The following is a 13,855-nucleotide window of genomic DNA, read 5'->3' as shown; positions in this document are numbered from 1 at the left end:
GCCCGCAATATAGCAATTTATACAAAGCGCTTGAGCGCTTGCTGGGTAGTTTGGGTGAGCTGTTGCGCATGCTTACAATCTGCAAGTGCAGTATCAATTTGTGTTTTTGCTTGTTGCGCAAGTGCTACAATTTGCTGTACTGATTCATGCGTATTAGCTTGAGTTGACTCTAATTGGTGTACTGCACTGGCAATTTGCTCAAGCTGGGCCTGATTGCGCTCAAAGTCATGGCTCATGTCAGTAAACCCGAAGGAGGTTTTACTAATTGCTTGCTCTGCTGATTCGGAGTGGCTTATGAGTAGTTCAGATTCACGATGAGTTTCACCTACTAAGCTATTCATTTGATTAATGAAGTCACTTATTTGACGAGTTGCATCATTGACCTTAACCGATAGACTACGTACTTCGTCGGCAACCACTGCAAACCCTCGTCCAGCTTCACCTGCACGTGCTGCTTCAATGGCCGCATTGAGAGCCAGTAAGTTGGTTTGATCTGAAAATTCTTCAACCATCTTTAAGATACTACGGATATTTTCACTGTTTTCTTTTAAGCCTGAAACAGTTGTTGAAAAGTTACCAAGCAACACGGTGATCTGCTTTACTTCATCAACCAATGTGGTCAAAGATTGTGATGATTCTTGAACGAATTGTAGGCTTTGTGTATTGGCTTGATATACTTGGTCGGTATTAGTCACAATACTTTGCAAGCTATGGGTAACTTGGTCGCTGGCGGCAATAATAGAGTCACTCATATTAATTTGCTGCCCGCCAAAATCGGCGGTTTGTTGCATGGAGTGAGTGACTTGTTCATTGCTGGTTGCCGCTGTTTGTGCACCTTCATAGGTTTTTTCTAGTAATTCTCGTAAGTGCAGGGTAAAGGCATTATATTGCTCGCTCAGCTCTCTAAATTCATCATAAGAAAATTTGGGTAGTGTGGCATTTAAATTACCGTCTTGGCGGTTTGCCTGTTGCAGGCTGTCGCGCATTGCTCGTACCGGACGTACAATTAAAAAGCGCATATAAAACAGGGTGAATATAAACCCGCCTACAGCACCTAACGTCATTAACCAGAATAAGCCAAAACTACCGTTGTTAGCATCTAATTCACGATACAACCATACTAAGGTAAACACTTGAAAGGCAAATACAAAGCTAAGGTTGCCAAATATTTTGCGTGAAAGCGTATAAAAAAAGCTTTGTTCAATTTGATTATATAAGCGCATGTATAGACTCATTGTTGGCTTTTGATTATCCATTATTGTCTTTCCCAAGATTCTGCAACCTGATTAAACAGGGCATTAGGCTACAGCTGATAAAAACATAAATACTTCTCTTATCAATAATATATGCTAAGAACGCGATAAGATCATTTTTGCATAACATGGAAAGTTACTAAAAATGCCATCGACTCCTAATGCGCGCATATCTTCTATGTCTTGTTGTTTATCGACTGTATAGGTAAATACCTTTAACCCACGTTGTTTGGCATCATCAACGAACTGATGATTAATAAAGTTCTTATCAATATGAATGCTGTAGGCATGCAAACGCTGGGCAAATTCTGCGTAGTGCAAGGGAATAGATGCGGTCAGAGCACCTATTTTTATCCACGGCATATGTTGTTTTAGCCAAACTAATTGATGATGGTCAAATGATGACACGATCAATTGCTCGCGCGCAAAGGTGTCTTGGCGTATGTTTTGTTCGATACAGGCAACAAACTTATCTAGGCTAAAAGTATGTTTTAGCTCTAGATTTATCATGCTTTTGTGGCCTATTTCATCAAATACTTGCTGCAAATTTGGGATAAATTCACCATTACCCGCATCCAACGTTTGTATTTCTTGCAAGGACGTTTGGTTGACTTTGCCCGTGCCATTGGTAGTTCTATCAAGCCAAGTGTCATGTACAATAGCGTAGTCATCGGCACAGCTTTGTACATCTAATTCAATGCCATCTACATCAGCCTGTAATGCTGCTCGAATAGCACTGAGCGTATTTTCGGGGTAATTACCGCTGGCACCTCGATGGGCGAATACTCGCATTGGGCTTTTTCCTTGTGATAGACCAAGTTTCAAAACAAGCAGCGCTGATCACCAGCAAACCGCCAACTAAAGTCATAATTGTTGGTTCTTCTGCCAACAGCATAAATGCCAATAGCGTCCCATACAAGGGTTGTAAACAAGAAATTAATCCAGCAGTGGTCGCCGACAAATGTTTTAGGCTACTGGCAAATAAAGCATGGGGAATGGCAGTAAATACAACACCAGCAAGCAAAATATAGTAAATGTCTTGGCTTGGTAGCTGTGTGGGCGGTATTTGTACAAATGCAGCTAGCATCATGCAGGCTGTGAGTGTTTGGTAAAACATGGTATGCGGACCACTGTAGCTGGCAAAAAAGCGCTTTTGTAATAAGTTGCGCAGCGCAAATAAAGCACCAGAGATGATTCCTGTGATGATCCCAAGGGTTACTTGGTTACCTAAACTCGCTTCTGGTATTAACAAATAAATACCAAACAATACCACGCAAGCGCTGACTATATCCTTATTTTTAATACGTTGTTTTGTGAAAAAAGGCTCTAAAAAAACTGTGATCACTGGGTATGTAAAAAACGCGATTATGCCAGTTGCAATGCCGGCCATTTGCATCCCAGCAAAATAAGTAACCCAATGTAGCCCAACTACGACACCCAGCATGACGGCTATAAAATAGTCTTTATTTTGCTCTAGACGTAGTCGTTTTCCAGTCAGTTTTAGCAGTAATGCCAAGACGACAAACGCTACGGCTGTTCGATAAACGGTTATATCTAATGCGGATAAATCAATTAATTTTGAAAATAGTGCAGTACCTCCAAATAGAAGTACAGCGATGTGTAGGTATAAAAGAGAGGTTTGTTCAGGACGCATTACTTTTTCTTGTAGATTTGTGAGGCATGCAGTGTAGCATGTTGACAATTGTCACTGAAACTAGCGTTATTAAACAGATAATATATTTGAACAACTCAAATGAGATGAGTAATTATGCATGTGATGAGTAAATTAGGTGTTGAACTGCCGCTACATAAAGAACAAAAAATGGGTATGTGGGCGCTGATATTTTCTAGCTTTTACTTTTTTCCGTTATTAGCTCAAAAAGCGCCTGTTAGTGTTGTTGATGTAATAGCACAAGTTGCTGTGTACATGCTATTTATCGCGTTTTACCTGACTGCACTTTATCAAAAAGGTCCGCGCCTTACGGGTATATTATTGTTAATGATGCTGACCTGTGGGTTGGGTACCATGCTAACTTATGGGACACAGTCGATATTTGGCTATGTGGGATTTTTTTGTGGGTTATGTTACCGACTAGCACAAGGCTTAATTATGATGGCTATGCTTATGTCGGCGCTATTGTTGACTGGCTTTTTGTTTGCGAATGAGTCGCTTTGGTACTTTTGCTTGCCTGCTTTTGTGGTGGGTGGTGGGTTATTTGCGCTGGGCGTTATTGGGCGTAAAGATCAAATCCATCGACTGCAGCATAGGCAAAGCCAGCAACAAATACAACAATTGGCAGCGATTGCTGAGCGAGAGCGTATTGCGCGAGACTTGCATGATTTACTTGGACATTCTTTGTCGTCCATTGCTTTAAAAGCGGAACTAGCAACTAAATTACAGCAGTTAGGGCAACATGGCCAAGCAATACAAGAATCATTAGAGGTGGCGAGCATTGCTCGTAGTTTGTTGAGTGAGGTTCGAGAAGCCGTTTCAGGATTGAAACAAATAGGCTTAGATGCTCAATTAAAGGCACTACAGCAGCGCCTTGCACAAGCTGGTTTTAATGTGTTTATTGAAAATCAAGCGCCGTCATTAAGTGCGCAACAAGAAAGCGCGTTATGTTACATCGCTAAAGAGGCTGTGACGAATATTTTACGTCACAGCAAGGCTAAGAACGTCAAAGTAGCGTTAATGCAGCAAGATAATGTTGTGCTCTTTAGAATTGAAGATGATGGTGATATTAAAAATTTAACGCATGGTAATGGCTTAGAGGGTATCAAAGAACGCGCCTTGCAGTTAGGTGCAAAGTTGCACGTTGATATTTCGCATGGCTTAAAACTGCAACTAACAATGGAGCAAAGCGTTAATGAAAGTCATGGTGGTTGAAGATCAAGCCCTAGTGCGAGGCGCTATTTCAGCATTACTTGGTTTAGAGCCAAATATTGAAGTGGTTGCACAGGCGGTAGATGGCGTTGATGCAATTGAGAAGCTATCAAAATATCAAGTCGATATTGTACTTACTGATATCGAAATGCCGAATAAAACAGGGTTAGAACTTGCACAATATATTAATGAGCAGCTGCCAACTGTACTGAGCGTTATAATGACGACGTTTTCAAAAGCGGGTTATATTCAGCGGGCAATGGACTTGAATGTTAAAGGGTTTATTTTAAAAGAGGCACCAGTTAGCTATTTGGTCAATGCCCTTGAAGAGGTAATGCGAGGCAAAAAGGTGATTGAACCCGAACTGTTGGCGTTGGGGGCTGGGGAGCGCGATCCACTTACGGATAAAGAGCGTACTGCACTGCGTTTAGCAGGAGAAGGCATGACCACCAAAGAGATTGCTGTAAGGTTGTATTTAAGTGATGGTACGGTCAGAAACTACCTATCGGAGGCAATTGCGAAGCTGTATGCAAGCAATCGAATTGATGCTGCTAGAATTGCAAAACAAAAAGGGTGGTTATAGTGCGCGCATGTAAATAAAACTTTCACTCACTGGAGCTGTCTCATTAGCAGATTTTGGGTTAAAATAACAACATAACTCAATTAACAAGCTAGTGAATGTCAAAACAGGATCCTTATCTCAGTCGAGAGCAAGACAAATACGAAAACCCAGTACCTAGTCGCGAATTTATATTAGAGCACATTAAAGCAGCCGATAAAGCGACCACCTTCAGCCAACTTTGCAATAGTCTCAATGTGTTAGACGATGAGCGCCAAATCGCGTTTAAACGTCGTTTACGCGCTATGGAGCGTGACGGTCAGCTGCATTTTAATAAATTTAAGCGCTATGTTATACCGACCGATGATGGGTTGGTGAAAGGTCGCGTGATAGGGCACCGTGATGGTTTTGGCTTTTTGGCTGTAGAGGGCGAACCTAAAGATTGGTTTATTGCTAAGCATCAAATGAATACCGTTATGCATGGCGATATTGTATTGGCTAAAGCGGCCAGTAGAGGCTCAGGTGGCAAAGTTGAAGCGCGTATTGTACGTGTACTTGAAGCTGAACGAGCGCCGATTGTTGGTCGTTACTTTGTTGAATATGGCAGTGCTGTGGTGGTGCCAGAAGACCCACGAATTACCCAAGATATAATTATTTTACCGGGTAGTGAAAAAGGCGCTCGACATAACCAAATGGTGCAAGTGCAAATTACCCAAAGCCCAACTCGGCAAATGAATGCGGTGGGTAAAGTGGTTGAAGTACTTGGTGAGCATATGGCACCGGGTATGGAAATTGAAGTGGCGCTGCGTAATCATGATATTCCGCATGTTTGGCCCCAAGCAGTGCTTGAACAAGTCTCTTGCCACGGTGAAGAGGTCGAGGAAGCAGACAAACTCGCCCGGGTTGATTTAAGAGACTTACCTTTGGTCACTATTGATGGTGAAGATGCTCGGGATTTTGATGACGCGGTGTATTGTGAGCGCAAAAAATCGGGTGGCTGGCGTTTATGGGTTGCCATTGCCGATGTATCTCATTATGTGCCCAAAGGCAGCGCGTTAGATACAGAAGCCATAGAACGTGGTAACTCAGTGTACTTTCCTGAGCAAGTGATCCCCATGTTACCCAAAGTACTGTCCAATGGCTTGTGTTCGCTGAACCCACAAGTTGACCGCTTATGTATGGTTGCTGAGATGACCATATCAGAAGCAGGGCGCTTGTCTGGTTATCGTTTTTATGAAGCGATAATGAACTCTCATGCGCGTCTTACCTACACCAAAGTACATGCCATCTTGCAAGGTGATGAGAAGCTACGTGAACAATATTCACCCTTAGTGCCGCACCTAAGCGATTTACAACAAATGTATATGGCATTGAAAGCGGCTCGACAAACGCGCGGTGCCATTGAATTTGAAACGCTAGAAACACGATTTGTATTTAACGCGCATCGTAAAATTGAATCTATTGTGCCGCTGGTGCGCAATGATGCGCATAAACTCATTGAAGAATGCATGATCTTGGCTAATGTGTCGGCAGCTAAGTTATTAGCTAAGCATGAAGCCAGCGCGCTATATCGTGTGCATGATGAGCCTGATCAAGAAAAGCTTAGTCATTTTAGGCAGTTTTTAAATGATTTAGGTATTGAGAGTTTACTCCCTAACGACCCATCACCTTTAGAGTTAACAGCTGCATTAAATCAGTTGGGCGAGCGACCAGAAAAAGAACTGATTCAAACCATGTTGCTGCGCTCGATGAAGCAAGCTGTATATCAACCAGATAATATTGGTCACTATGGTTTAGCGCTAGATGCCTATGCGCATTTTACATCCCCTATTCGTCGTTACCCTGATTTAGTGGTACACAGAGCTATTAAAGGGGTGCTGAGTAAACAAGGGCAAAATACCTCTGGTGCGTATGTTTATGATACCGATGAAGTAGACCAACTCGGTGAGCAATGCTCAACCACAGAGCGAAGAGCGGATGACGCGACTCGAGAAGTTGCCGATTGGCTCAAGTGCGAATTTATGCAAGACCATGTTGGTATGGAATTTAGCGGTGTGGTGTCATCGGTTACCACGTTTGGGTTATTTGTGCGCTTAGATGATTTACAAATTGATGGCATGATCCACATTTCTAGTTTAGGGCAAGAGTATTTTCACTTTGACGGTGCTAAGCATTGTTTGATAGGGGAGCACAGTCGCCAAGTGTATCGTTTGGGCGATAAACTCAGCGTTACGGTTGCTTCAGTGAGCCTTGATGAGCGACGCATTCATTTAGCTATAGCAGGTGAGCAGGTGCCAGATCGCTACGCTAGGCGTCGGAACAAGCCGACTAAAGTGGATGAAAAACCGGCATTAAGTAGCGTTCGTGCGCAATTAAAGGCGGGTAAAATTCCTAATAAGCGCGAAGGTGACACTGAGAGTAAAACCGATCGTAAACCGCAGAAAGGGAAAAAAACTACCCCTAAAGGTCAGTTGAAAAAAGCCAAAAAAGCGGGCGCTGACACAGTAAAAAGCAAATCAAAAACCAAGGCGAAAGGCAAAAAAGTGAAAGCAAAACGCCCTGGTAAAAATGCGCGAAAAAGCAGCAAGAATAGCTCTGGAGCATAATATAAGTGAGTAACGAATTAATTTTTGGTTTTCATTCAATTGAAGCCATTTTGAGCAAAGAACCGGAGCGTTTTTTGGAGATTTATGCGTTAAAAGGACGCGAAGATAAACGTTTAAACCCAGTGATCAATGAAGCTAGAAAATTTGGTATTTCTGTGCAATTTATGCAAAGAAAAGCACTGGATAACAAGGCCAAAGGTGAACAGCACCAAGGGATCATTGCTAATGTCAAAGCCGCTCGGACCTACAGCGAGCGAGATCTAGATGAGATTTTAGAGCGCGAATCTAGCCCATTCTTTTTGGTATTAGATGGCGTGACTGACCCGCATAACCTCGGAGCTTGTTTACGCAGTGCCGATGCAGCAGGGGCTCATGCGGTGATTGTGCCAAAAGACAAGTCAGCAAAGCTTAACGGCACAGCCCGAAAAGTAGCCTGCGGTGCGGCAGAAACGGTGCCGCTTATTCAAGTGACAAACTTGGCACGTACACTGCGAGATATTAAAGAAGCAGGTGTTTGGGTAGCAGGTACTGCGGGTGAAACGGATACGCACGTATTTGATGCTAGTTTAACTGGTCCAATTGCAATTGTGATGGGCGCAGAGGGTGACGGTATGCGTCGTTTAACCCGAGAGCATTGCGATATTTTAGTTAAAATCCCGATGGTGGGCACAGTTTCAAGTTTAAATGTGTCGGTGGCAACGGGCATTTGTTTATTTGAAGTGCTTAGGCAACGTAACGCACTTTAAATCATCCATATTTTAAAAACGCCGCATTGAGATGTTCAGTGCGGCGTTTTTTTGTACATGATAGTGATGATGCTAAAGCAGTTAATGAATATCAGCATGTGATCGAACTACAGCCCAATAATAAGGTCTTTGATATAAATTTTAATATTTAGCCGCTTAATCACTTTGTTCATAAAAGCTGAAAGTAGGGGTCACTCAAAAGAAAATAGTTTTAAAAATGTCAATTCAACGCATTGAAAATATAGATGATTTTTTTGGTGGTGATTACAATGGCTAGCAAAGTAGAAAACCATTGAAGGATTGAACCAAAACAGGAATTTCGCTATGGTGGGTAGGTTGATTAAAACGAATAGAAACGGGCAATGCTACAGGCTCGTTGTATTTTAACTTGGTAATATCATGACTTGCATCTCTAATTTAATATTAACTACCTCTATACATGATGGCGCTTGGATGAATAGCGATTACGGAAGTGTTGATATATTAAATGATTATTTATATAAACATTATCAAGGTTCTCGGTTTAGTAGTGTTAACAGGCATTCAGGAGGAAGAAAATCTATGAGTTGTGATGTATTTATTGCTGCAATAGATTACTTGAATGTTGATGAGTTTGTTGCATTATTTTATCAAGTGTCGTGGGATAAACCTGAGGAAGCCCAGCTGATGATAAAAACACAAGGGCAAGTTACTTTTACTCTCTATCAGGCAAAAATATAACAAACCAAGTAAGCAAGGAGCAGAGCGGGAGTATACGGCTCATCGACAGAGAGTTCAATCACCTTAAGAGTAATTCGATAACACTGGATACTGAGTGCGGTGTTTAGGTAAATAGTACACAAAAAGCAAAGCCTCAATTCGCAGCAAGCTGGTTACTGCTAGGTTTGATGATGATTTTAAAGCGGAGCTTCTGCTATTAACACAGTGTGCGTACCTTGACTCTGAAACTATATGTATAGCTTAAAAGTTAATCAATTTGTTAAGTTTAGGATGGAGCTTAATTATCTGTTAGGAGTAAATCGATATGAGCGTTGTTGTTGATATATTTGTGTGGCTGTTCATCGAAACTTTTTTGGGTTTTATTGTTTATTCTACAGGTTGTTTAATTCTAAAAGTAGTTACTTTTGGTCAGTATAAAATTGAGTTTAAAGACTTTACCTCTTTTAAAAGTAGTAAATCTAAAAAGGTCGATTTAGTCTTTCTGTTAGGCATGACTTTTTACGTCACATTAATTTTGTTGGTAGCGTATTTAATCAACTAAAGCATAACGAATACTTATAAAAGGTATTTATAGACGGCCACTTTTTATTATTACAAGCAGTGAGCGATGCTATTCTAAGCTGACGGATAAGCGCTGCGCTATCTATGTTCAAAGGTGTCTTCAGCAACGTAATGTTATAGGCATACGCCAATGCTCATGGTGTGAGCATTGAGTAAAAAGATGGGTATTCAAATTATCTAAAATAGCCACTTAATTGATGCGAGTTAAACAGGTTTAGTGGCTATTTTATAAACACTTAATGATCTGTACCTAAAATGGCTTCAAGCTCTTGCAGTGATTGTACTGTGTAGGTGGGTATGATGTCGTTGGGGCAAGTTTTTTCTGGATGGCGTAACCAACAGCTATCAATACCAAAGTTATTGGCACCTAAAATATCGCTGCTGGGTGTGTCTCCCACCATGAGCACCTTATCTTTATCAGGGTTGCCTAATAAAGACAGTGTATGTGCAAAAATATATGGGTCAGGTTTAGCTGTACCCACCAATTCAGAAATAACTAAGCAATCAAAACAATTGCTTAAGCCAGTATGTGCTAGTCGCTTTTCTTGTAGCGCGGCGAAACCGTTGGTAATTATACCAAGGCTGGCTTTGCCTTTGAGGTGAGTTAAAAGGCTACGAGCACCGGGTAAGGGTTCGCAAATGCTAGCCATTGACTCTAAAAAGCCAGCGTTTAACTCTTTGGCTGGTACGTTCAGTTGTTGTGCCCATTTTGCAAAGCGCGTAATTTGCAATGTTGTGGCATCAATATGACCTGCTTGATAGTCAAGCCAAAGTGGGGCATTTACCGCTTGATACTCTTTGTGATCGTGCTCTGTAAAGTCTACGCCATAGTTAGAAAATAGTTTCTTTAAGCCTAAAAATGCGTTAAAGCTGAACAGGGTTTCATCGGCGTCAAATAGAATATGGCTATACTTCATCACTGGCCTTTTCGATATATAAATGTGGATGTAAAAAGGGGGCCATGGCTAAGGTGAGTGCTTGTGTATAAGTGCTTTCACGCGTCGCAACATGATTGGTGAGCAAACCAATTGCCCCTCCCTGCTGTTTAATATTGGTAGTATTAAACACACGGTCCATAACTGGGCCTAACTCTTCTCCCGCCATGAGTGCATTATAAATAGGCTGCGGTAATGGTAAATTACTACTGCGATTTACACTAGTGTAATGAGCATTGGCAACTACTACATAAGCAAACGTAGCAGGGCCATAGCTAAATTGGTGGGCACCACCTTCCATTGCGCAGAAAAAGTCAGCGTCATGATGTTGCTGTAGGTAGCTCACTCGGTTTTGCGCGCCTAACCGGGTTTGCTCTTCGCCTAGGGGTTGTTCTGGCACACCACTTGGAGCATGTAATCCTTGGCAATCTATTTGATATTCAGGGAAATAGCGTGCAATCACGCTTTTAGCTGCACTAATTTTGACTGGATTTTGAGAACCAACTAATACTTTAATGGTCTTTATTGATGCCATGAATCGCTTCCAACTGCGGCAAAAAGAGGGTCACAAGTTTAATTTGCGATGATTGAGCCTGCAAGTTAAATCGGCAGTTCTACGGGGGCCATATTTTCTATCGCGCGTTTTTTTACTAATAAATCTTTGATAAGAGGGGTAAGCACCAACTCCATGGCTAACCCCATTTTACCGCCAGGGACTACCAGAGTATTCATACGTGACATAAAGCTGCCATCGATCATATGTAAGTAATAGGGAAAGTTTACATCATCAATGCCGCGAAAACGGATCACCACAAAGCTTTCATCTAATGAAGGGATGTCTTTGGCACTAAAAGGGTTAGAGGTATCGACGGTAGGAACCCGTTGAAAGTTGATATGAGTGCGAGAAAATTGCGGTGTAATATGATTAATATAGTCGTCCATACTGCGTACGATTGAGGTCATTACCGCTTCTCTAGAGTGGCCGCGCTCATTGGTATCGCGAATTAGTTTTTGGATCCACTCTAGGTTAATTATTGGCACCATACCGATGAGCAAGTCAACGTGCTTGGCAACATCATGCTCGGGTGTTACCACACCACCGTGTAGTCCTTCGTAAAAAAGTACATCGGTATTGGGTTCTAAATCTTGATAAGGTGTAAAAGTACCGGGGAGTTGGTTGTAAGGAACAGCATCATCAAAAGTGTGCAGATAACGCCTTATTTTGCCATCGCCATACTCGCCGTAGCGACTAAATAGTGCTTCTAAGGCGGCAAAATCATTCGCTTCTTGGCCAAAGTAGCTTATGTGCTTACCTTCTTGCAGAGCATCTCGTTTGAGCTTATCCATTTCAGGTCGGGTATAGCGATGAAAGCTATCTCCTTCAATAAAGGCTGCATTAGCACTCACACTACGAAATATATGTTTAATTGCGTTGGTAGTGGTGGTGGTGCCTGCCCCTGAGCTACCAGTTATGGCTATGATTGGGTGCTTTTGGGACATAATAAGCCTCGATAATCTCAAAACATGAACAAAATAGGTGAATTCGATTGTTACTCGAAGCGGCTTGAATAGCAAGTTTTGTGGTTTAACGCACAACTGGGTATGATAAAAGAAAAATAATAAGGACCATTCATGAAAGCTTTAATCCCACTGGCTGTATATTTATTTTCGATGTATATAGTGACGGCGCAGGCAGCGATGCCACAAAGCCAAATTTTGCTTGCTAGTGAAGTTGATGATTCAATTAAAGTTGTATCTATAACCTCGGATGATAACTACCATAATCAGCCTGTTGTGACTAAAAAAGGAGTGTATTTTACACAAGGAGTGACCACTAAAGAGCAAGCTCAAACTGATTTGTTTTTTTATGATTTTGCAGATAAAACAAGCCATAATTTAACCAATACTCCTGTGTCAGAGTTTTCACCTACTTTATACCCCGATGGTGATGGGCTATCGAGTGTGGTGGTAGAGCCCGATGGTAAGCAAAAGTTGTGGTTTTACCCATTTGATAAAACCCAAAGTGCACAGCGTATCTTTGAGCATATCGAGCCGGTGGGTTACCACGCATGGGGTAATAAAGGTGATTTGGTGATGTTTATTTTAGGCCAGCCACATACGCTGCAATACGCCGACTTGACAGGTCACTTACCTACAAAGGTCGCTAAAGATATTGGCCGAACACTGGCCTTTAATAATAAAAAGCAAATTTACTCATTTACCTATAATAAAAATGGCCAACACTGGTTTGCCAGCTTTTCGGCAAACACACAGCAAGTGAGCGACCATTTTGTGATGCCAGAAGGTGTACAAGACTACACATGGTTAAATGAGAGTCATGTGGCTTATGCGATTGGTAATCGTATTTATATGCGTGATTTTGAAAACCCTAAAGCGATATCGCAGTGGCATAATTTAAGTCCATATTGTGATACACATATCTCAAGATTAAGTTATCACCAAGGTAATTTAGCATTTGTGTGTGATAAATCTTAATTAACGCTGCACAGGTATAAAAAATTATTTAAAATAGCCAGTAGGTTTTTATAAAAGAGAAGCGATATGAGTATATTAGTGACTGGCGGAGCTGGCTATATAGGCTCACACACCTTAGTTGAACTACTACAGCAAGGTGAAGACGTGATAGTAGTAGACAATTTAAGTAATGCATCACAAGAGTCACTAACACGTGTCGCACAGATCACGGGTAAAACAGTGAGCTTTCATCAAGGTGATATTTTGGATAAAGCCTTTTTGGATGGCGTATTTGCCCGTTATGATATTAGCCAAGTTATTCATTTTGCTGGTTTAAAAGCGGTAGGCGAATCGGTTGTTAAGCCAATTGAATATTATCAAGCGAATGTACAGGGCACGCTTACATTGTTAGATGCAATGCGCGATGCTGGAGTGTTTAAGCTGGTTTTTAGTTCGTCAGCGACGGTATATGGCGACCCGCAAAGTTTACCTATCACAGAGCACTTTTTAGTCGGGGGTACTACAAACCCTTACGGCACATCTAAGTTAATGGTTGAAATGCTGTTGCAAGACGTTGCTAAATCAGACGAGCGCTGGGCATTTGCGATTCTACGTTACTTTAATCCGGTTGGCGCGCATGAGTCGGGCTTAATAGGCGAAGACCCAAATGGCATTCCAAATAACTTACTCCCTTATATTGCACAAGTTGCTGTTGGCAAGCTTGAACAATTAGGTGTCTTTGGGGATGACTATGATACTGTTGATGGCACCGGCGTGCGAGATTATATTCATGTTGTTGATTTGGCGGTGGGTCACTTAAAAGCGCTAGATAAGTTGGCAACTCATACGGGTACGCATATTTATAACTTGGGAACAGGTAATGGTTACTCGGTGTTGCAAATGGTGAGTGCATTTGAAAAAGCCTCGGGTAAGTCCGTTCCTTATCAAATTAAACCTCGTCGTGGTGGTGATATTGCAGCATGTTATGCGGCACCACAAAAGGCTGAGCAAGAACTTGGTTGGCAGGCACAACGTGGCCTTGATGATATGATGCAAGACACATGGCGCTGGCAAAGCAATAACCCCAATGGTTACAAGGCCTAATTTATATCAAAA

The 13,855-nt window shown here is 41.8% G+C and carries 14 protein-coding genes; 8 read left to right on the top strand and 6 right to left on the bottom strand.

What is annotated here, in order from left to right:
- Positions 1-17 precede the first annotated feature (17 nt).
- From OCI93_RS07105 to OCI93_RS07095, 3 genes are all read right to left on the bottom strand, one after another.
- Positions 18-1,235, bottom strand: coding sequence for a methyl-accepting chemotaxis protein (locus OCI93_RS07105; protein ID WP_261593241.1), 1,218 nt, complete (start codon positions 1,233-1,235; stop codon positions 18-20).
- A 114-nt stretch (positions 1,236-1,349) separates the two neighbouring features.
- Positions 1,350-2,045, bottom strand: a complete 696-nt coding sequence (locus OCI93_RS07100) for a glycerophosphodiester phosphodiesterase (protein ID WP_261593201.1) — start codon at positions 2,043-2,045, stop codon at positions 1,350-1,352.
- Positions 2,011-2,907, bottom strand: a complete 897-nt coding sequence (locus OCI93_RS07095; RefSeq protein WP_261626119.1) for a DMT family transporter — start codon at positions 2,905-2,907, stop codon at positions 2,011-2,013. Before OCI93_RS07095 ends, OCI93_RS07100 begins: the two co-directional genes overlap by 35 nt.
- 114 nt (positions 2,908-3,021) lie before the next feature.
- Between OCI93_RS07095 and OCI93_RS07090 the strand changes: the two genes are divergently transcribed.
- The 6 genes from OCI93_RS07090 to OCI93_RS07065 all read left to right on the top strand — a co-directional run bounded on the left by OCI93_RS07090 (position 3,022) and on the right by OCI93_RS07065 (position 9,309).
- Entirely contained in the window at positions 3,022-4,140 is a 1,119-nt protein-coding gene (locus OCI93_RS07090; protein WP_261626118.1) for a sensor histidine kinase, read from the top strand.
- A complete protein-coding gene (locus OCI93_RS07085; protein WP_261626117.1) occupies positions 4,121-4,720 on the top strand; it encodes a response regulator transcription factor in 600 nt (199 codons plus the stop codon). The genes OCI93_RS07090 and OCI93_RS07085 overlap by 20 nt, the downstream gene beginning before the upstream one ends.
- Before the next feature lie 95 nt (positions 4,721-4,815).
- Complete coding sequence (gene rnr, locus OCI93_RS07080; protein ID WP_261593197.1) at positions 4,816-7,302, top strand: ribonuclease R; 2,487 nt, start codon at positions 4,816-4,818, stop codon at positions 7,300-7,302.
- Between the two features lie 5 nt (positions 7,303-7,307).
- Positions 7,308-8,048, top strand: coding sequence for a 23S rRNA (guanosine(2251)-2'-O)-methyltransferase RlmB (gene rlmB, locus OCI93_RS07075; protein ID WP_261593196.1), 741 nt, complete (start codon positions 7,308-7,310; stop codon positions 8,046-8,048).
- A gap of 453 nt (positions 8,049-8,501) precedes the next feature.
- On the top strand, positions 8,502-8,768 hold the full coding sequence (locus OCI93_RS07070; RefSeq protein ID WP_261593195.1) for a hypothetical protein: 267 nt from the start codon (positions 8,502-8,504) through the stop codon (positions 8,766-8,768).
- 304 nt (positions 8,769-9,072) lie between these two features.
- Positions 9,073-9,309, top strand: coding sequence for a hypothetical protein (locus OCI93_RS07065; protein WP_261593194.1), 237 nt, complete (start codon positions 9,073-9,075; stop codon positions 9,307-9,309).
- Positions 9,310-9,565: 256 nt separating this feature from the next.
- Here the strand turns inward: OCI93_RS07065 and yjjG are convergent, their stop codons facing one another.
- The 3 genes from yjjG to OCI93_RS07050 form a co-directional block, all read right to left on the bottom strand.
- Positions 9,566-10,246 carry a pyrimidine 5'-nucleotidase gene (gene yjjG / locus OCI93_RS07060; RefSeq protein ID WP_261626116.1) on the bottom strand — a complete coding sequence of 227 codons (681 nt, stop codon included), beginning with the start codon at positions 10,244-10,246 and terminating at the stop codon, positions 9,566-9,568.
- Positions 10,236-10,799: an inosine/xanthosine triphosphatase gene (yjjX, locus tag OCI93_RS07055; protein WP_410007619.1), complete on the bottom strand. Its 564-nt coding sequence runs from the start codon at positions 10,797-10,799 to the stop codon at positions 10,236-10,238. The genes yjjG and yjjX overlap by 11 nt, the downstream gene beginning before the upstream one ends.
- A 65-nt stretch (positions 10,800-10,864) precedes the next feature.
- Complete coding sequence (locus OCI93_RS07050) at positions 10,865-11,764, bottom strand: phosphoribulokinase (RefSeq protein WP_261593192.1); 900 nt, start codon at positions 11,762-11,764, stop codon at positions 10,865-10,867.
- Between the two features lie 132 nt (positions 11,765-11,896).
- Between OCI93_RS07050 and OCI93_RS07045 the strand changes: the two genes are divergently transcribed.
- Both OCI93_RS07045 and galE read left to right on the top strand, forming a co-directional pair.
- Positions 11,897-12,760 carry a TolB-like translocation protein gene (locus OCI93_RS07045; protein ID WP_261626115.1) on the top strand — a complete coding sequence of 288 codons (864 nt, stop codon included), beginning with the start codon at positions 11,897-11,899 and terminating at the stop codon, positions 12,758-12,760.
- 66 nt (positions 12,761-12,826) lie between these two features.
- Positions 12,827-13,843 (top strand): UDP-glucose 4-epimerase GalE, encoded by a 1,017-nt coding sequence (galE, locus tag OCI93_RS07040; protein WP_261593190.1) that lies wholly within the window; start codon positions 12,827-12,829, stop codon positions 13,841-13,843.
- The last annotated feature ends 12 nt before the right edge of the window (positions 13,844-13,855 follow it).

This window comes from Pseudoalteromonas holothuriae (genome assembly GCF_945859825.1).
GTDB lineage: Bacteria > Pseudomonadota > Gammaproteobacteria > Enterobacterales > Alteromonadaceae > Pseudoalteromonas > Pseudoalteromonas holothuriae.
This window is presented reverse-complemented; position numbering and strand designations above follow the sequence as displayed.